Origin of the sequence: Streptomyces sp. NRRL F-5755 (genome assembly GCF_001279365.1) — a bacterium.
Lineage (GTDB): Bacteria > Actinomycetota > Actinomycetes > Streptomycetales > Streptomycetaceae > Streptomyces > Streptomyces rimosus.
Genome location: NZ_LGCW01000283.1, coordinates 22,953 through 46,033, shown reverse-complemented (window position 1 = coordinate 46,033; position 23,081 = coordinate 22,953). Strand labels below are relative to the sequence as shown.

The following is a 23,081-nucleotide window of genomic DNA, read 5'->3' as shown; positions in this document are numbered from 1 at the left end:
GTGGCGACCTCGGACCGGGTTCTGTGCTGCCCTGAGGGCGGGCACCTCAGGCAGGGTGGTCACCGGTCAGGGTCACGGCCTCGGTGTGCGCGCCGCGCTCGACGATCTCACCGCTGACCCAGGCGTCCACACCGCGGTCCGCGAGGGTGGCCAGCGCCACGTCCACCGACTCCGGCGGCACGACGGCGATCATGCCGACGCCCATGTTCAGGGTCTTCTCCAGTTCCAGCCGCTCCACCTGGCCTGCCGTGCCGACCAGGTCGAAGACCGCGCCCGGCGTCCAGGTGGACCGGTCGACCGTGGCGTGCAGGTGGTCCGGGATGACCCGGGCCAGGTTGTTGGCCAGGCCGCCGCCGGTGATGTGCGAGAAGGCGTGCACGTCGGTGGTGCGGGTCAGCGCCAGGCAGTCCAGCGAGTAGATCTTGGTGGGCTCCAGCAGCTCCTCGCCGACGGTGCGGCCGAGCTCCTCGACCCGCTGGTCCAGGGACATCCCGGCCCGGTCGAACAGCACATGGCGAACGAGTGAGTACCCGTTCGAGTGAAGCCCGGAGGACGCCATCGCGAGGACGACGTCACCCGTACGGATACGATCCGCGCCCAGCACCCGGTCCGCCTCGACGACACCCGTACCGGCGCCCGCCACATCGAAGTCGTCCGCCCCGAGCAGCCCCGGGTGCTCGGCGGTCTCCCCGCCGACCAGCGCGCAGCCGGCCAGCACACAGCCCTCGGCGATGCCCTTGACGATCGCCGCGACCCGCTCCGGGTAGACCTTGCCGACGCAGATGTAGTCGGTCATGAACAGCGGCTCGGCACCGCAGACGACCAGGTCGTCCACGACCATGCCGACCAGGTCGTGGCCGATGGTGTCGTAGACGCCCATCCGGCGGGCGATGTCGACCTTGGTGCCGACGCCGTCGGTGGCCGAGGCGAGCAGCGGCCGCTCGTACCTCTTGAGGGCCGAGGCGTCGAAGAGGCCGGCGAACCCGCCAAGGCCGCCGACGACCTCGGGGCGGGTGGCCTTCTTGACCCACTGCTTCATCAGGTCGACGGCGCGGTCGCCCGCTTCGATGTCCACGCCCGCTGCTGCGTAGCTGGCGCTGGTGCCCTCCTGCGGGGCACGCTCAAAAGACTCGGCAGACATGGCGTTGAGATCTTTCCTGTCGGTGGGTACGAGCTCTACGGGCGGCGCAGCGCGTCGGCGCCGCCGACCCCGGCCGTCAGCGTCTCGACGCCGTCCAGGTCCGGCTTGGACCGGCCCGCGGTCTCCGATTCCAGGAGGTGCTTGCCCAGCAGCTCCGGGTCGGGCAGCTCGATCGGGTACTGGCCGTCGAAGCACGCGCGGCACAGGTTCGGCTTGGCGATCGTGGTCGACTCGATCATGCCGTCGATCGAGATGTACGCCAGGGAGTCGGCGCCCAGCGAGGTGCCGATCTCGTCCACGGTCAGCCCGTTGGCGATCAGCTCGGCGCGGGTGGCGAAGTCGATGCCGTAGAAGCACGGCCACTTGATCGGCGGCGAGGAGATCCGGATGTGGACCTCGGCGGCACCGGCCTCGCGCAGCATCCGGACCAGGGCGCGCTGGGTGTTGCCGCGGACGATCGAGTCGTCGACGACCACCAGGCGCTTGCCGCGGATGACTTCCCTGAGCGGGTTGAGCTTGAGGCGGATGCCCAGCTGGCGGATGGTCTGCGAGGGCTGGATGAAGGTCCGGCCGACGTAGGAGTTCTTGACCAGGCCGACGCCGTACGGGATGCCGCTGGCCTCCGCGTAGCCGACCGCGGCCGGGGTGCCGGACTCCGGCGTCGCTATGACGAGGTCGGCGTCGGCGGGGGCCTCGGCGGCCAGCTTGCGGCCCATCTCCACCCGGGAGAGGTACACGTTGCGGCCCGCGATGTCGGTGTCCGGTCGCGCCAGGTAGACGTACTCGAAGACACAGCCCTTGGGCTTTGCCTCGGCGAAGCGGGAGCTGCGCAGGCCGTTCTCGTCGACGGCGATCATCTCGCCCGGCTCGATCTCGCGGATGAAGCTGGCGCCGCAGATGTCCAGGGCGGCCGTCTCCGAGGCCACCACCCAGCCGCGCTCCAGGCGGCCGAGGACCAGCGGGCGGATGCCCTGCGGGTCACGGGCGGCGTACAGGGTGTGCTCGTCCATGAAGCACAGCGAGAAGGCGCCCATGACCTTGGGCAGGACGCGCGGCGCGGCCTCCTCGACGGTCAGCGGCTTGCCGTCCTCGTCGACCTGCCCGGCCAGCAGGGCCGTCACCAGGTCGGTGTCGTTGGTGGCCGCCACCTGGGTCGCGCGGCCGTTCTCCCGGGGAAGCGCGGCGACCATCTCGGCCAGCTCGGCGGTGTTGACCAGGTTGCCGTTGTGGCCCAGGGCTATCGAGCCGTGCGCGGTGGCACGGAACGTCGGCTGAGCGTTCTCCCACACCGAGGCGCCGGTGGTGGAGTAGCGGGCGTGGCCCACGGCGATGTGGCCCTGAAGAGAGCCGAGGGAAGTTTCGTCGAAGACCTGGGAAACCAGGCCCATGTCCTTGAAGACCAGGATCTGGGAGCCGTTGCTCACTGCGATGCCCGCGGACTCCTGTCCGCGGTGTTGCAGGGCATACAGCCCGAAATAGGTGAGTTTGGCGACCTCTTCACCCGGAGCCCAGACACCGAAGACGCCACATGCGTCCTGGGGGCCCTTCTCGCCGGGGAGCAGGTCGTGGCTGAGTCGTCCGTCACCACGTGGCACGACACCGAGTCTAGGGCAGGTCCGCGATTCATCCGAACCGGGGATCGAACCCGGGTGGGCGCCGGGGGCCCTGGTCCGGGTGGCGGAATGCCGGGCGTGAGCGCCCGCTCACGGGCTGAATCGCGCGCCGTGGTGGGCTCGCGGCCACGCTCTCCGCGCCCGGGACCCGCCCGATTCGGGCCCGGAGCCGGTCCTCGCCGCCTCCGCTCCGCCCGGTGCCGTACACCCCGCCGTACGGGGCCGGGGTGAGATGCGCCACTCGCATGTCGGCGCGCGGCGCTCAGGTGAACGCTTCTGGTGATTCCCGGACGTATCGGGCTGGCCTTGTCGCGCTCACTCTTCGCGAGATGACCGGTGTCCGGCCTGCCGATTGCCTGCCGGAATCAGCCCATAAGGGGCAAGTACGGTGCGAGGTCGGCCCGTTCGCCGCTGGCGCTGACCGCCGCGTCCTCGACCGCCGTCGGCCACGTCGTACGTCCGGTGGCCAGGCGCAGCCAGGTGAGCGGGTCGGTTTCGACGACGTTCGGCGGCGTACCCCTGGTGTGCCGGGGGCCCTCGACGCACTGGACGACGGCGAACGGCGGCACCCGGACCTCGACCGAGCCGCCCGGCGCCTTGGCCGCGAGGGCGTCGGCGAGCAGCCGGGTGGCGGTGGCCAGGGCCTGGCGGTCGTACGGGATCTCCAGACCGGTGGCGGCGGCCAGATCGTCGGTGTGCACGACCAGTTCGACGCAGCGGACCACCAGGAAGTCGGCCAGCCGCATCGCGCCGATACGGGCGGCCAGCAGCCGGTCGTCGGGCGCCATGGGGACGGCTTCGGCATAGCGGGCCGCGGCGCGGTCCATGAGGTCCGTCGGCGCGGCCCCGGCCGCCGTCGCGCGGGCGATCTCGTCGACCTTCCCGGCCAGCGCGCGGGTCGCGGACGGCCAGGTGGCGAGAGTGACCTCCTGGGCGGGCGGCGCCGGCTGCGCCAGCGCCGCCGGGACCTGCTCGACGGCCATGGCCAGATGGGCGACCAGTTCGCGGACCGTCCAGTCGCCGAGGCGGGTGGGCAGCGCGAGTTGCTCGGGAGTCAGACGCTCCACGGCGACGCGTACGTGACCGAACTGCGCGACGACCGCGGCACGGGTCTTGGCGGAGTCGTAGCTGCGGGCGCGGGACTTGCCGGACGGCTTGCGGGCACTGGGCATGGCGTCGAGGCTACTCGGCGGGGCGCGTGGCGTAGCCCCCCAGACCGCGCTCCACCAGCTCGAAGGCGCGGTGCGCGGCGGCGACCGCGTCCGGGTACACGGCGTCGGCGGTCTCGCCTTCCAGCAGCCTGCGGTGGTTCTCGTTGATGAGCGCGTTACGGGCGGCCATTATCTGGCCCGCGGCCACCTGGGCGTCCATCCGGTCGCCGCCGGCCTCCTCCTCCAGTACCTCGGCGAGCCGCTGGAGGCCGTGCATCCGATTGGCGTACGCGCGAAGCAGCAGGGCCGGGGTCTCCACGATCAGCCGGCGGATGCTGAGCACTTCCGCCTGATCGCACAGGCCGACGGACGGGTCCCGCAGCTCCAGCATCTCGACGAACTGGCGGCAGACCGCGGCGACCGCCGACTCGCCCCGCAGGCGGTCGCGGACGGCCCGGGCCGCGTCCCCGGCGTGGTGCTCCATCGGCTTGAGGACCAGGTCCTCCTTGGAGCCGTAGTAGTTGAAGACGGTCATCTTGGAGACATCCGCGGCCGCGGCGATCTCCTGCACGGAGACCTTCTCGAAGCCCCGCTCCAGGAAGAGTTCGAGGGCGGTCCGCCAGACGCGCCGCTCGGTCTGCAGTTTCTTGCGCTCGCGCAGCCCCAGCTCCTCAACCATGGCACCACTGTACCAGGGCAAAAAATAATACCGGGCTAAACATTGACTCGGTCCACACTTGCCGGGCATGGTGCAGCCATGACCCTTTCCACCACGTCTTCGCGGACTTCCCCGGGCGGTGCGGCCGCCGCCGGCGGGCCGTCCTCCCCCGCCGCGCCCGGCGGCATGACGCCGGCCCGGCTCCGCATCGGCTTCGTCGTCTGCCTCGTGACGATGCTGCTCACCGTCCTCGACACGAACATCGTCTCGGCCGCGACGGTCCCGATCGTCCGCGAGCTGGACCCGCTGCACGGCGTCGACCGCATCCCCTGGCTCATCAGCGCGTTCTCGCTCGCCGCCACCGCGGCGCTGCCCCTGTACGGCAAGCTCTGCGACTCCCTGGGCGCCAAGAAGGTCTTCCTCGGGGCCGTCGCCACCTTCCTGCTGGGCTCGGCGCTGTGCGGGGCCGCGCAGTCGATGGAGCAGCTCATCGTCTTCCGTGCGGTGCAGGGGCTGGGCGGCGGCGGACTGATGAGCGTCACCATGGTCGTCCTCGCCCAGCTCAAGGGGCCGGGCCAGAAGGGCACGCGGAAGGGCGCCGGAACAGGCGGGCTGGTCGCGGGGGCCGGCATGGCCCTGGGACCGGTGGTCGGCGGTCTGCTCGCCGACCACGCGGACTGGCGCTGGATCTTCTACGTCAACCTGCCGGTCGGCATCGCCGTGCTCGTCGTCTCCGCGCTCGCCCTCAAGCTCCCGCACCACGGCGAGCGGCACCGCATCGACTTCCTCGGCGCGGCGCTGGCGGCGGCCTTCTCCACCGCGTTGCTGCTGGTGACGGAGTGGGGCGGCCGGGATTACGGCTGGGGCTCGCCGGTGATCCTCGGGCTGTTCGGTGGCGCCGTCGCGCTGCTCGCCCTGTTCCTGTGGCGGCAGGCCACCGCCGCCGAGCCACTGCTCCCGCTGACCATGTTCCGCATCCCCGCGCTGCGTACCGGCTTCGCCGTGCAGGGCCTGGTCGGCGTGGCCATGATGGGCTCGCTGGTCTACGTGATGATCTATCTCCAGCTGGCCCGCGGCATCGCCCCCACCTCCGCGAGCCTGTTCATGATTCCCGTAGCGCTCGGCATAGCCGTCTCGGGCCTGCTGACGGGCCGGCTCGCCGCCCGCGGGTGGTCGGAGAAGGCGTCCGTGATCAGCGGCACGGCCTGCGCCGCCGTGGCCGCCCTGCTGCTCTCCGCCAACGGCGCCGACACCGGCCTGTGGGCCGTACGGGCCGAACTCCTCCTGCTCGGCGCCGGATTCGGCCAGACGCTGGGCCAGCTGATCGTGCTGGTGCAGCAGTCCGCGCCGCGCCACCAGCTTGGGGTGGCGACGACCGGCGTCCGCTTCTTCCAGACCCTGGGCAGCTCCCTGGGCACGGCCTTCTTCGGTACGGTGCTCGCCCGCGTCTACGCCGACCGCGGCCCCGGCGGCTCCACCAGCGCCATACCGGCCCTGAAGGGCGAGGCCCACACCCGCGCGGTGGACGCCTTCAGCTCATCCATAGGCGTGGTCTTCCTCTGCTCGGCGGGCGTGCTGGTGCTGGCACTGCTCCTGGCCTCGCGCATACGGGCCGATGCGCCGGCGGGCGCCGGGCGGAAATCCGTACGGCCGCCCGACGACGCGGTGGCCCGCCCCCGGGAAGGGACGGACCACCACACGACCGGACCGGCTCGGCCGGACCCGGCCGGAATCAGCCGAACAGCGCCGGGATCGCCGCCTCATGAGCTTCCCTGAGGTCGCTCAGCGGGATGGTGAACTGGCCCTGGACGTCGAGGACATCGCCGTCGATGACGCCGATGCGGGTGGCCGGCAGGCCCCGCGCGCCGCACATGTCGGAGAACCGCAGCTCCTCGCTGCGCGGCACCGCGACGACGGCACGGCCCGCCGACTCGGAGAAGAGCAGGACGAAGGGGTCCAGACCGTCGGGGACGACGATGCGGGCGCCCTTGCCGCCCTTGAGGCACGACTCGACCAGGGCCTGCACCAGGCCGCCGTCGGACAGGTCGTGCGCGGCGTCGATCATGCCGTCGCGGGAGGCCGAGATCAGGATCTCGGCGAGCAGCTTCTCCCGCCCCAGGTCCACCGTGGGCGGCAGGCCCCCCAGGTGGTCGTGGACGACCTGCGACCAGGCCGACCCGCCCAGCTCCTCCTTGGTGTCGCCGAGGAGGTAGATGAGGTGGCCCTCGTCGGCGAACGCGACCGGGGTGCGGCGCCGCACGTCATCGATCACACCGAGGACCGCGACGACGGGGGTGGGGTGGATGGCGGCCTCGCCGGTCTGGTTGTACAGCGAGACGTTGCCGCCGGTGACCGGCGTGCCCAGCTCCAGACACCCGTCGGCCAGGCCGCGGACGGCCTCGGCGAACTGCCACATCACCGCCGGGTCCTCCGGCGAGCCGAAGTTCAGGCAGTCGGAGACCGCCAGGGGCTTCGCGCCGGTGGCCGCGACATTGCGGTAGGACTCGGCCAGCGCCAGCTGCGCGCCGTGGTACGGGTCCAGCTTGGCGTACCGGCCGTTGCCGTCGGTGGCGATGGCCACGCCCAGGCCGGAGGCCGGGTCGATGCGGATCATGCCGGCGTCCTCGGGCTGCGCCAGCACCGTGTTGCCCTGCACGAAGTGGTCGTACTGGCTGGTGATCCAGGACTTGGACGCCTGGTTGGGCGAGCCGACCAGCTTCAGGACCTGCTCGCGCAGCTCCGCGCCGTTCGCCGGCCGCGCCAGCTTGTTGGCGTCGTCGGCCTGCAGCGCGTCCTGCCACGCGGGGCGGGCGTACGGGCGCTCGTAGACCGGGCCCTCGTGCGCGACCGTCTTCGGGTCGACGTCGACGATCTTCTCGCCGTGCCAGTAGATCTCCAGCCGGTCGCCGTCGGTGACCTCGCCGATGACGGTGGCGGTGACGTCCCACTTCTCACAGATCGCCAGGAACCGTTCGACCTTGTCCGGCTCCACGACGGCGCACATGCGCTCCTGCGACTCGCTCATGAGGATCTCCTCCGGCGAGAGCGTCGAGTCGCGCAGCGGTACGTCGTCCAGCTCCACGCGCATACCGCCGGAGCCGTTGGACGCCAGCTCGCTGGTGGCGCAGGACAGGCCGGCCGCGCCCAGGTCCTGGATGCCCACGACCAGCTTCTCGGCGAACGCCTCCAGGGTGCACTCGATGAGCAGCTTCTCCTGGAAGGGGTCGCCGACCTGGACGGCGGGCCGCTTGCTCGGCTTTGCGTCGTCGAAGGTCTCCGAGGCCAGGATGGAGGCGCCGCCGATGCCGTCGCCGCCGGTCCGGGCCCCGTAGAGGATGACCTTGTTGCCGGCGCCGGAGGCTTTGGCCAGGTGGATGTCCTCGTGCCGCATCACGCCGATGGCGCCGGCGTTGACCAGCGGGTTGCCCTGGTAGCAGGCGTCGAAGACGACCTCGCCGCCGATGTTGGGCAGGCCCAGGCAGTTGCCGTAGCCGCCGATGCCCGCGACCACACCCGGCAGGACGCGCTTGGTGTCGGGGTGGTCGGCGGCGCCGAAGCGCAGCGGGTCCACCACCGCGACCGGGCGGGCGCCCATGGCGATGATGTCGCGCACGATCCCGCCGACGCCGGTGGCGGCGCCCTGATACGGCTCGACGTAGGAGGGGTGGTTGTGCGATTCGACCTTGAAGGTGACCGCGAAGCCCTGGCCCACGTCCACGACACCGGCGTTCTCGCCGATGCCCACGAGCATCGCGTCGTTCTCGGGCACCTTCTGCCCGAACTGCCGCAAATGGACCTTGCTGCTCTTGTACGAGCAGTGCTCCGACCACATCACCGAATACATCGCGAGTTCCGCGCCGGTGGGACGGCGGCCCAGGATCTCGCGGACGCGCTCGTACTCGTCCTGCTTCAGGCCGAGTTCGGCCCACGGCTGGTCGGTGTCCGGCGTCTCGGCTGCGTGCTTGACCGTGTCGAGCGTCATGCGTTGACCAATTTCTTCAGGATCGAGGTGAAGAATCCGAGTCCGTCCGTGCGGCCGGTGCCGATCAGCGGCTCGACGGCGTGCTCGGGATGCGGCATGAGGCCGACGACGTTGCCCGCCTCGTTGGTGATGCCGGCGATGTCGCGCAGCGAGCCGTTGGGGTTGCCGTAGCCGTCGGCGGGCTCGCCCTCGGTCAGGTAGCGGAAGGCGACCCGGCCCTCGGCCTCCAGCATGTCGAGGGTGCGCTCGTCGGCGACGTACCGGCCGTCGATGTTCTTCAGCGGTACGGAGATCTCCTGGCCGGCCGTGTAGTCGGTGGTCCAGGCGGTGCCGGCGTTCTCCACCCGCAGCTTCTGGTCGCGGCAGACGAAGTGGAGGCTCTCGTTGCGCAGCATGGCGCCGGGCAGCAGGTGCGTCTCGGTCAGGACCTGGAAGCCGTTGCAGATGCCCAGCACCGGCATACCGGCCCTGGCCTGCTCGATCACGGCCTCCATCACCGGCGAGAAGCGCGAGATGGCACCCGCCCGCAGATAGTCGCCGTAGGAGAAACCGCCGGGCAGCACCACGGCGTCGACCTGCTTGAGGTCCTTGTCACGGTGCCACAGCGGCACCGCCTCGGCCCCGGCGAGCCGGACGGCGCGCTGGGTGTCGCGGTCGTCGAGCGTGCCGGGGAAGGTGATGACTCCGATGCGCGCCGTCACGATGCGGCCCGGTCTTCTACATGGACGGTGAAGTCTTCGATGACCGTGTTCGCGAGGAAGGTCTCGGCCATCTCGTGGATACGGGCGAGGGCGGCGTCGTCGACCGGGCCCTCCACCTCAAGTTCGAAACGCTTGCCCTGACGGACGTCGCGGATCCCCTCGAATCCCAGGCGTGGCAGTGCACGCTGCACCGCCTGCCCCTGCGGGTCGAGGATCTCCGGCTTGAGCATGACGTCGACTACGACGCGTGCCACTGGCACTCCCGATGGTGTGGTGCGTAAGGCGGTGCCCTCACAGTACCGTGTTCGAAAATCTACGCGCATAGATATCGTGACGGTGTGATCACGTTGCGGCATCGGCTTCGGTGAGCGGTGGGGAAAATCTCAGAAAAGACCTAGGGTCCGCATTGCGGAAGGACACGCTGAGGAAATTAACTGGGCTTCACCTTGCAATGCCTGTCGCTGTACAAATGAAAATGCATTGATCCCAATCAGCCGGATCTGCAGCATCCCTCCATGTCAGGACGGGATTGCTGCTCGAAAGGACCGATATCCGTGGCGCAGCGCGTAGTAGTCACGCTCTCCGATGACATCGAAGGCGGAGAAGCCGCAGAGACGGTCACCTTCGGTTTGGACGGTAAGTGGTACGAGATCGACCTCAATCCCGCCAATGCGAAGAAACTGCGCGGCGCCCTCGCCCCGTTCGTGGAGGCCGGCCGCAAGCGGTCGAAGTCCGGCAAGGCGTACCACCACACCTCCGTGACGCCGGACCCCGCGGCGGTGCGCGCCTGGGCCCGCTCCCACCACATGGACGTGCCCCCGCGCGGCCGGATCCCGAAGAAGGTCTACGAAGCCTTCGACGCGGCCAACAGCTGACCCGGGCCGTCCGGCGTCCGGCCGCGGGCCGGCGGACGGACGCCGGACGGACACCGGACGGACGGCGGCGGGGCGGTGGCGGGCGGGCCGGTTCGCACTGCCCAGCAGCCGAGTTGCGCAGCACCCCTGTTGATCAGCTAGAGTCTGGAGCACGCCGAGGGGCGAGGCCGAAAGGCCGAACCCCAAGGAGTCACGCGGGTGTAGCTCAGTAGTAGAGCGCCCTCTTTCCAAGAGGGAGGCGCAGTGTGCAATCCCTGTCACCCGCTCTGACAGCATCGACCGGATCTTCGGACCCGGTGGATGGTGGTCATGCGGGTGTAGCTCAGTAGTAGAGCGCCCCCTTTCCAAGGGGGAGGCGCAGTGTGCAATCCCTGTCACCCGCTCTGACAGTACCGACCGGTCTTGTGGATCAGGTAGAGTAGCTGTCGCGCCGCCCGGTGAAAGCCGGTCGGATGCCTGCGGACGTAGCTCAGTTGGTAGAGCGCAACCTTGCCAAGGTTGAGGTCGCGAGTTCGAGCCTCGTCGTCCGCTCAGGGAAAAGGCCCCGGTCATCGCGACCGGGGCCTTTCGCGTGCGCCCACGCCGTCCCGCCCGCAGGGGCGGCCACCTCCCCGCCCCACCTGACATTTGTCATCTGGGCTGATGACAAGCCGCACTGCCCCGGGCCGGATCCGGGCGGGAGCCTTGAACCATGAACATCGGGGACTTCGGCGCGAACGTGATTGACGTCACGGGTCTGCGCAGGCGGTACGGGCCGTCCGGGGGCGGCCGGAAGAACAAGAAGGGCAATGCGGGCTACGAAGCGGTGCGGGGCATAGATTTCTCCGTCGCCCGCGGCGAGCTCTTCGCCCTGCTCGGGACCAACGGGGCGGGCAAGACCTCCACCGTCGAGCTGCTCGAAGGGCTGGCCGCGCCGACCGGCGGCAAGGTGCGTGTGCTGGGCCACGATCCGTACGCGGAGCGGGCCCAGGTCCGGCCGCGGGTCGGCGTGATGCTCCAGGAGGGCGGCTTCCCCTCGGACCTGACGGCGGCCGAGGCCGTACGGATGTGGGCGGGCACCACCAGTGGCGCCCGGCCGGTCGACGAGGCACTGGACATGGTCGGTCTGGCCCGGCGCCGGGACGTCCGGATCAAGATGCTCTCCGGTGGCGAGCGGCGGCGGCTGGACCTGGCCATGGCCACGCTCGGGCGGCCCGAGGTGCTGTTCCTCGACGAGCCGACCACCGGCCTGGACACCGAAGCCCGCCACACGACCTGGGAGTTGATACGCGGGCTGCGGGCGGACGGCACGACCGTCGTGCTGACCACCCACTACCTGGAAGAGGCCGAGGGACTGGCCGACCGCCTCGCGATCATGCACCGGGGCCGGATAGCGACGACCGGCACAGTAGCGGAGGTGGTGGCCAGCCACCCCGCGCAGATCTCCTTCGAGCTGCCCGACGGCTTCCTGGCCGGCGACCTGCCGCCGTTCCCCGAACTGGGCGTCGACGGACACGAGACGACGGGCCGCACGATCCGGCTGTTCACCTCCGACCTGCAGCGGGCCGCCACCGGCGTGCTGCTGTGGGCGCGGGACAAGGGCATCGAGCTGCGGGGGCTGGACGCCCGCTCGGCGTCGCTGGAGGAGGCGTTCCTGCGGATCGCCAAGGGTTTGGAGGACAAGTGAGCGCCACCGGTATCGAGACGAGGCCCGGGGCTGCCGCCCGTACGGGCACGCGCGACCGGCTGACGGCCCTGGCCCGCGCGGAACTGACCCTGCTGGGCCGGAACAAGACCACTTTGTTCATGGCCCTGCTGATGCCCCTGATCATGGCCTTCGCCATGCACCGGGCGGTCGCCGAAATGCCGCTGGAGAAGAACGGCCTGTCGGTCGGCACGGCCCTGCTGCCGGGGACCATCGGCTTCGTGCTGATCTTCGCGGTGTACGGCACCGTCACGGGCGCGCTGGTGACCCGGCGCCAGGAACTGGTGCTCAAGCGGCTGCGCTGCGGTGAGCTGACGGACCGGGAGATATTGGCCGGGACGGCCCTGCCGACGGTGCTCATCGGGCTGGCGCAGTGCGTCCTGCTGGTGATCTGCGGCGGGCTGGCTCTGAAGGTGGACCTGCCCCGGGCCCCGCATCTGTTGGTGCTGGGAGTGCTCCTCGGCATGGTGATCGTGGTCGCGATGGCCGCGGCCTCCACGGCCATCACCAAGAGCGCCGAGGCGGCCTCGCTGACCACGCTGCCGTTCGTCTTCGTCTCCATGGCCGGCTCCGGCATGGTCGCGCCGCTGGACATCTTCCCCGACCGGGTCGCCGCGGTCCTGGAGCTGCTGCCCCTGTCGCCGGTGATGGGCCTGGTACGGGACGGCTGGCTCGGCGAGGGCGACCTCACCGACACACTGAAGCGGCTGGTCATCGCGTTGGCCTGGGCCGGGCTCGCGGTGTTTGCTGTACGTCGGTGGTTCCGCTGGGAGCCACGGCACTAAGGATGTACGGCGCTGAGGACGACGGGGGTGCGGAGCCGGTGTTCCAGGAGCAGCTGCTCAAGTTGCGGGGGCGGGGCAGGGTCGCGCAGGTCTTCCTGTGGGCGCGGTGGACGCTGTATGTCACGCCATGGCTGATGTACTGCGGCTGGCTGGTCGCACCGCTCGTCGCCACGGCGGCCCCGTCACAGCATTCCCTGCTGCCGCTCCTGCCGGTCACGCTGCTGGGGCTGGTGCAGTGCGGTGTCTACCTCCCCGGCGTACGGCGCGGGCTCTCGCACTACGTCTACGGCACCCCCGCGCCGTGGCGGCTGATCGCCGTGTCCGGGGTGCTGGCGGCCGCGTCGATGGCTCTGCTCACGAAGCTGATGACCGATGGCGGGCTGTCGACGACGAACCTGCAGTCCTGGTCGACGATGACGCTCTTCCCGACCCTGCCCATCGGCTGTCTCCTGTCCCTCGTGATCAAGAAGCGCTGGCAGGCGCTGGTGTACGTGGGGGTCACGGCGGTGACCATGACGGCGATGTCCCTCGCGGGCGTACCGCTCGTATGCGTGGCGGGACTGCCGATCACCCTCGCCTTCGCCACGGTCTTCGCCGCGCTGACGTGCCGCAGCTGGGGCTGGATCCTCGCCGCGATGCGGGAGCTGGACGAGGCCAAGGGCGCGCAGGCGCGGCTCGCCGTGGCCGAGGAGCGGCTGCGGTTCGCGCGGGACATGCACGACGTCGTCGGCCGGAACCTGGCCGTGATCGCGCTCAAGAGCGAGCTGGCGGTGCGGCTGTCGCGCAAGGGCCGGCCGGAGGCCGCCGACCAGATGTCGGAGGTGCAGCAGATGGCCCAGGACTCCCAGCGGGAGGTACGGGACGTGGTCCGCGCCTACCGGGAGGCGGACCTGGACGTGGAGATGGCGGGAGCGCGGGCGGTGCTCCAGGCGGCCGGGGTGCAGTGCCTGATGGACCAGGAGGACAGCACCGGGCTGCCGCAGCAGGTGCAGTCGGTGCTGGCCTGGGTCGTACGGGAAGGCACCACGAACGTACTGCGCCACGCCAACGCGTCCACCTGCTGGCTGACGCTGCGGGTGACGTCCGACGGCACGCCCGGCGGCGACCGGACGCGCGGCGCGGAGCCGGGACGGGCGGGCGCCGGGGCGGACACGGCGGCCCGGCCCGAACCGGCGGTGATCTTCACGATGGAGAACGACGGCGTCGTACCGGACGTGATCCGGCGCAGCGCCGGCAGCGGCATCGCCGGCCTGCGGGAACGCCTGGCCGCCCTGGACGGCACGCTGGTCGTCGGCCCCCGCCCGGACGGCCGCTTCTGGCTGCGGGCACATGTCCCGCTGGAGGAGGGTCAGGTGGCGCAGGGGGACGCGTCCGGGCTCGCCGCGAGCGGGTGGCCCGCTCGGACGTAGGAGCCCGTGCGGGTACGTACGGGCAAAGTCGGCGGCGGGCGGAATCGGCGGCGGGCCGTACTGGGCGGGCGACGATGGCCCGTGTGTGGCCGGCCGGGCACCCGGCCGGAGGGACAGAGCGACGTGAGGGAAGCGGAGACCATGGCGGAGGAGCGGCGAGCGGGAGAGCAGCGAGCGGAGGAGTGGGGGCGGAGGCCCGAGCCGGGGCGGATGTCCGAGCCGGGGCGGGAGTCCCGAGAGGTGCCGGGGTCCGGCGCGATGCCGGGGTCCGGCGCGATGCCGACGTCCGGCGCGGTGCCGACGTCCGGCCGGCAGCCCGATACGGAGGCACCTGCGGTTCCGGTGGCGGACCCTTCGAGAACCCCACCGACACCCCCGCAGCCTCCGACGACCGCGCCTTCGCAGCCCACGCCCGCGCCCTCGCCGGAACCCCAGGCCCCCCTACGCATCCTGCTCGCCGACGACGAGCACCTGATCCGGGGGGCGCTGGCCGCGCTGCTGGCGCTGGAGGATGATCTTCAGGTGGTGGCCGAGGCGGGGTCGGGGCCGGAGGCGTTGGCGATGGCGTTGGCTCATCGGCCCGATGTCGCCGTACTGGATCTTCAGATGCCGGGGGCGGACGGTGTGGCAGTGGCCACATCTCTGCGCAGCCGGCTGCCCAGCTGCCGGACCATGATCGTGACCAGTCACGGGCGTCCCGGCCACTTGAAGCGGGCCCTGGAGGCGGGGGTGCGGGGGTTCGTGCCGAAGACCGTATCGGCGCAGCGGCTGGCCGAGATCATCCGTTCGGTGCACGCCGGAAACCGGTATGTGGACCCGGAGTTGGCGGCCGACGCCATCAGCGCCGGGGACTCGCCGCTGACCGTACGGGAGGCGGAAGTACTGGAGTACGCGGAGAACGGCGCGCCCGTCGCGGAGATCGCGGAGCGGGCCGCGCTGTCGCCGGGGACGGTGCGCAACTACCTCTCCTCGGCCACCGCGAAGCTCTCCGCCGAGAACCGTCACGCTGCAGCGCGCATCGCCCGCGCGCGAGGTTGGCTATAGTGGAGCCCGCACCGCGCCGCTGAGCGCGGGGCAGGCGGACGTAGCTCAGTTGGTAGAGCGCAACCTTGCCAAGGTTGAGGTCGCGAGTTCGAGCCTCGTCGTCCGCTCAGGGAAAAGGCCCCGGTCCTCGTGACCGGGGCCTTCTTCGTCGGGACCGGCCCCAGTACGCAGGGCCGGCCCCCGTACGCAAGGACCGGCGCCCATGAGGCCCGGGTACGCGCCCATGGGGCCGGGGCGCACCCGGCCCCACTCCGCCCTACCCCCAGGTCAGCCCCGTCAGCCGCTCGTACGCCTCGATGTACTTGGCGCGCGTGCGGTCGACGGTTTCCTGGGGCAGGGGCGGGGGCGGCTGCTCGCTCCTGCGGTCCCAGCCGGAGGCCGGCGAGGTGAGCCAGTCGCGGACGAACTGCTTGTCGAAGGAGGGCTGGGCCCGGCCCGGCTCCCAGGTGTCCGCGGGCCAGAAGCGGGACGAGTCCGGGGTGAGGACCTCGTCCGCCAGCGTCAGCTGCTCCGCCCCGTCGAAGCCGAACTCGAACTTGGTGTCCGCCAGGACGATGCCGCGCTCGCGGGCGATGTCGCGGGCCCGCCCGTACACGGCGAGGGTGGCCTGCCGCAGCTGGGCGGCGGTCTCGGCGCCGATCTGGCGGGCGACCTCCTCGTACGGGACGTTCTCGTCGTGCTCGCCGACGGCGGCCTTGGTGGCGGGGGTGAAGATCGCGGCGGGCAGTTCCGAGCCGTCGGTCAGGCCCTCGGGCAGCGCCAGCCCGCAGACCGTACGGGTCTGCTGGTACTCGACGAGGCCGGAGCCCGTGAGGTAGCCGCGGGCGACGCACTCCACCGGGATCATCGCCAGCGACTTGCAGACCGTCGTACGGCCTTCCCAGTCCGCGGGGGCGCCGGGCGGCAGCTCCGTGGACAGGACATGGTTGGGGATGAGGTCGGCCAACTGGTCGAACCACCACAGCGAGAGCTGGGTGAGCACCCGCCCCTTGTCCGGGATCTCGGTGGGCAGCACCCAGTCGAAAGCCGACATGCGGTCGCTCGCCACCATGATCAGGTCACCGGCGGCGTTCTGGTAGAGGTCGCGCACCTTGCCGGTGTGGAGGTGGGTGAGCCCCGGTACCTCCACTGCCTCGGGCTTTTCTACAAAACCGGACACGCTGCCTCCGCGTAGGTTGATCCAGGCGTCGGTCCGATTCTCCCGTATGCGGGGACGGGACGGCGTCCCAGGGTCGCGGGGGGCCGCATGTGCGGGACCGGCGCCCGGTACGGGCCCGGCGGACCGTCTCCGGCCGGGCCCAGTCGGTGCCGATCGAGCCCGGTCAGAGCCGTTCACGGTGCGCCGCGCGGGCGACCGCCCCGAGAGTGAGGACGGCCAGCAGTGCCGCGGCGGCGAGGATGGCCTGCGGGGACCACAGCGCGCTGAGCAGGGTGACGCCGTACGGGGCGAAGAAGCCCAGGTAGGCGAGGGTCCAGAAGCGGGCGGTGAGCCGGGCCAGCCGGTGCGGCGGCGCCAGCGCGGCGACCTCGGTCAGGCCGTACGCCACGCACAGCCCGTATCCGGCGCCGAGCACCACCGCGGCGGCCAGCGCCACGGCGGGCTGCACGGCCATGACGGCGAGGGCGCCGACGAGGAGGCCGAGCGCGACGGCGGCCAGCCCGGCGACGGCGGTGGCCAGGCGGTGCCGGGCGGCGAGCCGGCGGGCGAGCGGCGCCACCAGCAGCCCGGCGCCGGGAGTCACGGCGGTGGCGACACCCGCGTACACCGTCTGCCAGCCGTCGAGGCGCGCGCCGACGAGCCCCGGAAGGGTCACGAAGGCGATGGTCGGCGCGGCGAAGACCCAGGGGGCCACCGGGGCGATCAGCCGCCCGAAGGAGGCGCCGCCGGCGCCCCGCGGCGCGTGATCATGTGCGGTCGGGCGCGCCTCATGGGCGGCCGGACGGTGCGCGGCCCCGGCCCGGACCGTCTCGGGCGCCCGGCCCGCGGCCACCGCGGCCACCGCGGACAGCACCAGGTGCGGCACATACGCCGTGATCATCGGATACGGCGCCCACTGGGCGATCAGCGCGGCGGCCAGCCCGCCGGAGGCGAAACCGGCCGAGAGGAAGAGGCCGGAGCGGCGGGCGGCCGTGCCGGGGGCGGTGGACGGGTCGTGCGGGGCGGACGAGAGCTCCTTGATCCAGACGCTGCCCGCGGTGAGCAGGGCGCCCGCGCCGAGGCCGGTCAGGAAGCGGCCGGGCCACAGCAGCCAGGCGGCGGCCGGGCCCGCCATCAGGAGGCAGGTCGCCACAGCGGCGGTGGCGAGCGCGGCATAGACCACGGGGCGTCGGCCGCGCCGGTCGGCCAGCGGGCCGCCCAGCAGCAGCCCCGGGATCAGACCGAGCACGTACACCGCGAAGAGTGCGGTGGTGGTGGCCGTGGTCAGGCCCAGGTCGCCGCGGTAGGCGCCGAGCAGGGCGGAGAACTGGTTGGCGCTCCAGCCGGAGGCCGTCATCATCCAGCCCGCGCGCAGCCAGTGGCGGGGCCGGGCGGAACCGCCGGCGGCACGGCCTGGCGTACGGGGCGCGGGTCGCGGCAGTACGGGGGCCGCCCCGGCGCCGGGCCCGTCCGTACGACAGACGGAGGCAGCGGAGGTGGTGCGGCGTTCGGTGGGGGACGTGCTCATGGAAGCCGTTGTACGAGGCCGGAGGGGGTCGGCGCCGCCTCCGTTCAGGAATCGTGAACGGCCCCCGGAACCGGACCCGCGTCCGATTTATCGTGGCACCTATGGACCTGCGACGGCTGTCTTCCTTCCTGGCGGTGGTCGAGGAAGGACACTTCGGGCGGGCCGCGTCCCGGCTCTTCCTGTCGCCGGCCGCGGTCACCCAGCACGTACAGCAGTTGGAGCGCGAGCTCGGCGCCCGGCTGCTGGACCGCGGCAACGGCCCCGTACGGCCGACCGCCGCCGGACAGCGGCTGGCCTCCCACGCCCGTACGCTGCTGGCCGCCGCGAACGCCGCCGTGGAGGACGTGACCGAGGCGGCGGAACGCGCCTCGGCGGCCTCGTCCCGGGCGGCGCGCGGGCTGCGGGTCGGTGTGATGGGGCACGGCTCTGCCGAGGTGACGCCGGCGGCCGTCAACGCCTTCCGCCGGGCCCGCCCGGAGATCCCGCTGAAGCTGGTCCAGCTCAACTTCACCGAGCACTGCAGCGCGCTGCGCGAGGACCGGGTGGACGTCGCGTTCGTACGGCCGGCGATCCGGAGCGAGGGCATCGAGGTGGACGTCCTGACCACCGAGCAGCGGATCGTCGCGGTCCCGGCGGCCTCGCCGCTCGCGGACGCCGCGGCGACGGGCGTACGGGTCGCGGACGTCATCGACCTGCCGTACCTGCGGCTGCCCCGGCACACACCGCGGCCGTTCACCGACTACCTGTACTTCGACGAGGGCGAGCGCCGCGCCCCGGACTGCGCGCTGACCCCGCAGGACGTGCTGACCAGCGTCGCGGCGGGCCGCGGCGCGGGCTCCGGGCTGAAGTCCTTCGCCCGCTACTACCCGTGGCCCGGGACGGTGTACGTGCCGGTGCTGGACGCGCCGTACGCGCACAGCGTGCTCGCGACGCGGGCGGGCGACCCGAATCCGGAGGTACGGATCTTCCGGGCGCTGACGGTGGCGCTGGCGCGGGAACTGGGGACGGCCGCGGGGCGTTAGGGCGCTTCTGACAGATCTCCGCGGCCTCGCGACGCCCGGCACGCACCCTCGCCGCACGGCGCAAAGGGACAGGTGGCTCCGCCACATGACCCTTCACGCCGCACGCCGAGCGCACGCACCGAACACCGCTCCGTCTTCCACGGAGATCCATCAGAAACGCCCTAGCCCCCGAGGCCGAGCCGACCCGCCTCAGTCCCGCTTGCAGATGCGGTCGAGCAGGTTGGCCGTGGCGCGCTGGACGCGCTCGTCCACGTGTCCCGGGCGGTCCAGGGCCGGGGACCAGGCGAAGGTGCCGGAGGCGAAGACCAGGGCGCCGCTGAGGGCGCGGTAGAGCGAGCTCTCCTGGTGGCGGCGGGTGCCCTCGCTGTCCTCGTACGGGGAGTGGGCCAGCAGGATGCGGTGGCTGTGCTCCGGCAGGGGCGTACGGGGGAAGTAGCGGTCGGCCTCGCCGGCGACCAGGCCGGGCAACTCGTCGCCCTCATGGGCGCCGGTGGCCTCCCACATCCAGTGGTCGGCGTTGCGGACGACCAGGGGCGCGGGCTCCGGAACCCGGCCGGCGTACTGGATGCCCATCAGCAGCTGCTCCGGGTCGCCGGCCTCGCGCCACAGGGCGGGCTTGCCGGGGCCCTGGCGCTTGCGGCAGCTGAGCAGGGAGTCCGGTCCCGCGGGCGAGGGGGCCAGTTCGACCTGCCAGTACATGGTGTTGGCGGACAGGAAGACGAGCGAGGTGCCGCTGTCGCGGGCCAGTTCGGCGGTCCGCCGCATGGACTGGGACCAGTACTCGTCGTGGCCGGGGAAGACCAGGCCGCGGTAGCGGGACGGATCGACCAGGCCGGCGTGCAGATCGCGGGCGTCGGCGTAGGCGAGGTCGTAGCCGTACCGCTCGGCCCAGCGGATGAAGTCGTAGGCGTGGCCGACGTGGAGCGGGAGGCCGGCGCCGGCGTAGGGGCGGTCGAAGGAGACGGTGGTGGCGGCGTCGGGCTCGCCGAGCAGCGAACCGTCCGCGTCCCAGGCGTGGTACAGGCTGGCGCCGGTGCGCCCGTCCTCCGGGTAGAGGTTGTACGCCTGCCAGGTGATGTCGGGCAGGAGCAGCAGGAGGTCGGCGGGGTGGGTGTCGCGGACCGTGAAGGGGACGTGGCTGCGGTGGCCGTCGGCGGTGGTCAGGACGGCTACGTAGGCGCCCAGTTTCCAGTACGTGGGGACCTGGAGGCGCCAGGACAGCCACCAGTGGTGGCAGGAGACCGTACGGTCGGCGGCGAGCGGCGCGGGCTGCACGATGCCGGCCAGCCGCGGGCTCGTGGTGATCTTGGCGGCGCCGGTGCCCGCGTAGTGGCCGATGCGGTAGATGTCGATGCTGAAGGGCTGGGGCGGGTCGACCGAGACACGGAAGTCGATGGCCTCGCCGGGGGCCACCGCGCCGGTGCTCACGAAGCCCTTGATCTGCTGGCGGACATCATCGGCGGTGCGGGGTCCCGCGCTGGAGCGGGGGGAGGGCAGGCGCTTCTCGCCGGGGGCGACCGCCGGGTCCACGTACCAGGGGACCACCTGACCGGAGTCGAAGTAGTTCTCGCTGCCGCGCAGCCAGGGCAGCGGGCCCTGTCCGAACGGATCCGTGACCGCGTGCGCAAGCGCTCCCGACTCCCAGCGCCGGATCTGCTCCGTCCCCACCTCGTACTCCCCTCCCTGCGTCCCCCCGCCGACTGAGCAGGCCGCCGCGGCACTCAGATTTCGTGCTCGATTGAACGACCGGGGCCAGTCCCAGCACATCACATTACGCACTTGCTCCGTCACCCTTCGTCGTGAATTCGCAAGGGTTCCGGCCATGAACGCCGTACTGGAGGGGAACATTCAGCCCGGTCGTGCGGGTGGTGCGGAACGCACGTCCACAACAGGCGCACTCGGCTTCTTCATGCCCCCGAATGCGCCCCCATACGCTCCTCGTGCGCCGTCGGCGCCCCTCACACGAGCCGGACCGGTTTCTCGGGCCGTACGCCGACCTCGCCGAGCCACTCGCCGAGCGGCCCCGCGTCGCCGTCGTCGACCAGCCGGAGCACCGGGTGGCCCAGATCCGAGCGGCGTACGCCGTCCACGAGCAGGATCGGCCCGTCCAGCCAGTCCAGGCCGGGGGCCGCGCCGGCGGTGTCCACGGCGGCGCAGCAGACCATCGCGGTCACATGGTCGGCGAGCAGCTCGCGGCCCGTGCGCGGGGGCTGCATCGGGAACAGCGGCAGTCCGTCCGCGAGCCCGTCGCCCCAGGTCACGCCCGCGTCCGGACCGTCGGCCGCCGGTTCGCGGGCCGCCTGGCGCGCCGCCTCCGCGCGCTCCTCGCGCGCCAGCTCGCCGCCGAGGCGCGCGGCGACGAGATCGCTCGCCCGCTCGCCGGCCGTCAGGCGCTCGATGACCCGTATCAGCGTGGGGCCGGAGCTCTCCGGACCGGCCGAGGGCTCACCGGCGACCAGGCCCTCGGCGACTGCCGGACCGTACGCGGCGGCCGGGCCCGACGGGTCCGCCGCACCGCCCGCGGCGACCAGCCCGTCCGGCTCCCCCGCGGTGCCCGGCCCTTCCGGGCTCTCCGGCTCCGCACGCCCGGGGCGGCCACCGTCCGTGACCGGCGGAAGAGCGTCCAGGACGCGGTGCAGTCGCGCCGCCTCCAGGCGCCACTTGCGGTCCACGACCTCCTCCGGATACTGCTGCCAGCCCACCGGGGACCAGTCCGGCCCCGGCTCGGCCGGGCCGCCGTGGAAAAGACGGGCGGCGAGGAGGGAGGCGGCGCGGTCCACGGCGCCGGGCTCCTCCAGGAGGTCGCACGCGGGGCGCTCGCCCAGGCGCGAGGTGAAACCTTCGGCCAGACGGTCGCGGCGGGAGAGCTCGGTGAGCGCGGAGACCACACCGGCGTCCAGCCGGGAGGGCCAGCGGCCCAGGCGCCAGGCGGGCAGCGCGACCCTGGTCAGCAGCCGGTCCCAGCCCGCGTACGCCAGGCCGACCTGCTCCTGGGCGACGATCCGCAGGCCGTAGTCCACGTTCTGGGCGCGCTCGGAGGCGGCGGCGGCCACGCAGCGCTCCATCTCCATGGCGTGCTCGCGGCAGGCCCGCAGCAGCAGACGCGCGACCCAGCCGACGAACGCGGGCGCCGGTGCGCTCAGGGGGCTCCTGGAGCGCGCGGAGACCGCCACCGCGGCGTCCAGACCGCGGACGAAGCGGCGGGCCGCGGCTATGTCCGGGTTGGCGGACGGGCCGGTGCCGGCCACGACGGGCGCCAGCAGCGCCCGCAGCTCGGCGACCCGCATCCACCACATGAACGGCGAGCCGATCACCAGGACCGGCGCCTGCACGACGCGTGCGCCACCGCGCGCTCCGGCGCCCGCACCACCCGCCGCCTTGCCGCGCGGCGGGCCGTGCGCACGGTGCGTACGGTCCTCCAGCCAGCTGTCGCAGTCGGGCGTCAGGGCTATCGCGGACGGGGCCGGGACCTCCAGGCGGTCGGCCAGGTCCCGTACGAGGCGGTACAGATCGGGGGCGGACTCCTCCGCTATGGGGACCGACGGGCTCAGCGCGGGCCGGGCCCGTACGACGACGGTCGTCACCAGCGCCGCCAGCAGCAGCACGACCAGCGCGAGGCCGGTGACCACCCAGCGCGCGGCGTCCCAGCCGGTGGAACTCGTGACGGGGTCGGCGCGGCCGATACGGCCGGTCAGTCCGCCGACGAGCAGCACCACGGCCACCGCGGCGGGCACCAGGGCCACGCCCAGCGCCGCGCCGCGTATCCGCAGCACCGCGAGCGCGCGGGCGCGCGCCGCCTCTGCTCCTGCTTCCGGACCTGCCACCAGCCTGTACACCCCCTGCTGCCCTGATCAACCGGACAAAGAGAACACGGGACGACAAGAGCGGGGCAACGGTGCCGGGGTCGCGAACGGCCTCCGACGGCGTTGCTCACTCTCCACCACTGTGGCACCGGCCACTGACATCGCAATGCCGGTGAGCCACTTGCCGGACGCCGCCGCGACGCCCGTGCCGACGGGCGGCACGGGCGCCACACGACGCATGCGGGGAACCCTAGTTGGGGCGTCCCGCCCCGTCAGCCGGATAGCGGCGCGGTCACTCGATGGAATGGCTTTGGGTAAAGCCGGGAGCCCCATCCCGGCCAAAATCCTCCGGGGTGTCCGGGAGCGGGGCGCAACGGGCAGGACGCACGCGGTTGCGGGCATGCCCGGAGCCTGCCAGGGGCGCCCGCGTGAACGGGCCAGGGCGCCCCGGCACAGGCCAGGTACGTGCCGCGAACGTCCCGGGAAGGTAAGCCCGCGGGCACCAGCGGGCCAGGTCAGCGGCGCATCAGGCACACCTCAGAGAAGC

The 23,081-nt window shown here is 72.3% G+C and carries 18 protein-coding genes and 4 tRNA genes; 11 read left to right on the top strand and 11 right to left on the bottom strand.

The genetic code is table 11. The features are described 5' to 3' along the window. Positions 1 to 46: 46 nt before the first annotated feature. The 4 genes from purM to ADK86_RS28480 all read right to left on the bottom strand — a co-directional run bounded on the left by purM (position 47) and on the right by ADK86_RS28480 (position 4,584). Positions 47 to 1,141, bottom strand: coding sequence for a phosphoribosylformylglycinamidine cyclo-ligase (gene purM, locus ADK86_RS28495; protein WP_053699186.1), 1,095 nt, complete (start codon positions 1,139 to 1,141; stop codon positions 47 to 49). A gap of 35 nt (positions 1,142 to 1,176) precedes the next feature. After that, entirely contained in the window at positions 1,177 to 2,736 is a 1,560-nt protein-coding gene (gene purF / locus ADK86_RS28490; RefSeq protein ID WP_003980572.1) for an amidophosphoribosyltransferase, read from the bottom strand. Positions 2,737 to 3,119: 383 nt separating this feature from the next. After that, entirely contained in the window at positions 3,120 to 3,926 is an 807-nt protein-coding gene (locus ADK86_RS28485) for a maleylpyruvate isomerase family mycothiol-dependent enzyme (RefSeq protein WP_053699185.1), read from the bottom strand. Positions 3,927 to 3,936: 10 nt separating this feature from the next. After that, entirely contained in the window at positions 3,937 to 4,584 is a 648-nt protein-coding gene (locus ADK86_RS28480; RefSeq protein WP_003980570.1) for a TetR/AcrR family transcriptional regulator, read from the bottom strand. Positions 4,585 to 4,749: 165 nt separating this feature from the next. Here ADK86_RS28480 and ADK86_RS28475 point away from each other — a divergent pair, with 165 nt between their 5' ends. Beyond that, positions 4,750 to 6,339, top strand: coding sequence for an MFS transporter (locus tag ADK86_RS28475; protein WP_053699208.1), 1,590 nt, complete (start codon positions 4,750 to 4,752; stop codon positions 6,337 to 6,339). Here ADK86_RS28475 and purL read toward each other — a convergent pair. From purL to purS, 3 genes are read right to left on the bottom strand one after another with little or no spacing between them, the layout of a single operon-like run. Beyond that, positions 6,296 to 8,545 (bottom strand): phosphoribosylformylglycinamidine synthase subunit PurL, encoded by a 2,250-nt coding sequence (purL, locus tag ADK86_RS28470; protein WP_033022844.1) that lies wholly within the window; start codon positions 8,543 to 8,545, stop codon positions 6,296 to 6,298. The two genes, ADK86_RS28475 and purL, sit on opposite strands and share 44 nt — an antisense overlap. Continuing rightward, a complete protein-coding gene (gene purQ, locus ADK86_RS28465; protein WP_053699184.1) occupies positions 8,542 to 9,246 on the bottom strand; it encodes a phosphoribosylformylglycinamidine synthase subunit PurQ in 705 nt (234 codons plus the stop codon). The genes purL and purQ overlap by 4 nt, the downstream gene beginning before the upstream one ends. After that, entirely contained in the window at positions 9,243 to 9,500 is a 258-nt protein-coding gene (gene purS / locus ADK86_RS28460) for a phosphoribosylformylglycinamidine synthase subunit PurS (protein WP_003980566.1), read from the bottom strand. Before purS ends, purQ begins: the two co-directional genes overlap by 4 nt. Positions 9,501 to 9,800: 300 nt before the next feature. On the opposite strand from purS, the gene ADK86_RS28455 reads away from it, so the two are divergent. From ADK86_RS28455 to ADK86_RS28415, 9 genes are all read left to right on the top strand, one after another. Next, positions 9,801 to 10,121: a histone-like nucleoid-structuring protein Lsr2 gene (locus ADK86_RS28455; RefSeq protein ID WP_003980565.1), complete on the top strand. Its 321-nt coding sequence runs from the start codon at positions 9,801 to 9,803 to the stop codon at positions 10,119 to 10,121. A 194-nt stretch (positions 10,122 to 10,315) separates the two neighbouring features. Next, positions 10,316 to 10,387, top strand: a tRNA-Gly gene (locus ADK86_RS28450). 45 nt (positions 10,388 to 10,432) lie between these two features. Beyond that, positions 10,433 to 10,504 (top strand) — tRNA-Gly (locus ADK86_RS28445). Positions 10,505 to 10,579: 75 nt separating this feature from the next. Beyond that, positions 10,580 to 10,652, top strand: a tRNA-Gly gene (locus ADK86_RS28440). Between the two features lie 160 nt (positions 10,653 to 10,812). Continuing rightward, positions 10,813 to 11,787 carry an ABC transporter ATP-binding protein gene (locus tag ADK86_RS28435; RefSeq protein WP_053699183.1) on the top strand — a complete coding sequence of 325 codons (975 nt, stop codon included), beginning with the start codon at positions 10,813 to 10,815 and terminating at the stop codon, positions 11,785 to 11,787. Continuing rightward, positions 11,784 to 12,590 (top strand): ABC transporter permease, encoded by an 807-nt coding sequence (locus ADK86_RS28430; protein WP_053699182.1) that lies wholly within the window; start codon positions 11,784 to 11,786, stop codon positions 12,588 to 12,590. Before ADK86_RS28435 ends, ADK86_RS28430 begins: the two co-directional genes overlap by 4 nt. A gap of 2 nt (positions 12,591 to 12,592) precedes the next feature. After that, complete coding sequence (locus ADK86_RS28425) at positions 12,593 to 13,999, top strand: sensor histidine kinase (RefSeq protein ID WP_053699181.1); 1,407 nt, start codon at positions 12,593 to 12,595, stop codon at positions 13,997 to 13,999. A 447-nt stretch (positions 14,000 to 14,446) separates the two neighbouring features. Next, positions 14,447 to 15,043 carry a response regulator transcription factor gene (locus ADK86_RS28420; RefSeq protein ID WP_030600749.1) on the top strand — a complete coding sequence of 199 codons (597 nt, stop codon included), beginning with the start codon at positions 14,447 to 14,449 and terminating at the stop codon, positions 15,041 to 15,043. A 34-nt stretch (positions 15,044 to 15,077) separates the two neighbouring features. Further along, positions 15,078 to 15,150, top strand: a tRNA-Gly gene (locus ADK86_RS28415). A 149-nt stretch (positions 15,151 to 15,299) separates the two neighbouring features. On the opposite strand, the gene ADK86_RS28410 is transcribed toward ADK86_RS28415, so the two are convergent. Beyond that, positions 15,300 to 16,202: a phosphoribosylaminoimidazolesuccinocarboxamide synthase gene (locus tag ADK86_RS28410; protein ID WP_053699180.1), complete on the bottom strand. Its 903-nt coding sequence runs from the start codon at positions 16,200 to 16,202 to the stop codon at positions 15,300 to 15,302. A gap of 163 nt (positions 16,203 to 16,365) precedes the next feature. Continuing rightward, on the bottom strand, positions 16,366 to 17,709 hold the full coding sequence (locus ADK86_RS28405) for an MFS transporter (protein WP_234346072.1): 1,344 nt from the start codon (positions 17,707 to 17,709) through the stop codon (positions 16,366 to 16,368). Positions 17,710 to 17,810: 101 nt separating this feature from the next. Between ADK86_RS28405 and ADK86_RS28400 the strand changes: the two genes are divergently transcribed. Continuing rightward, on the top strand, positions 17,811 to 18,731 hold the full coding sequence (locus ADK86_RS28400; RefSeq protein WP_053699179.1) for a LysR family transcriptional regulator: 921 nt from the start codon (positions 17,811 to 17,813) through the stop codon (positions 18,729 to 18,731). 189 nt (positions 18,732 to 18,920) lie between these two features. Here the strand turns inward: ADK86_RS28400 and ADK86_RS28395 are convergent, their stop codons facing one another. Both ADK86_RS28395 and ADK86_RS28390 read right to left on the bottom strand, forming a co-directional pair. Next, positions 18,921 to 20,399 (bottom strand): N,N-dimethylformamidase beta subunit family domain-containing protein, encoded by a 1,479-nt coding sequence (locus ADK86_RS28395; RefSeq protein ID WP_053699178.1) that lies wholly within the window; start codon positions 20,397 to 20,399, stop codon positions 18,921 to 18,923. Between the two features lie 290 nt (positions 20,400 to 20,689). Next, entirely contained in the window at positions 20,690 to 22,558 is a 1,869-nt protein-coding gene (locus ADK86_RS28390) for a hypothetical protein (RefSeq protein ID WP_234346076.1), read from the bottom strand. Positions 22,559 to 23,081 lie beyond the last annotated feature (523 nt).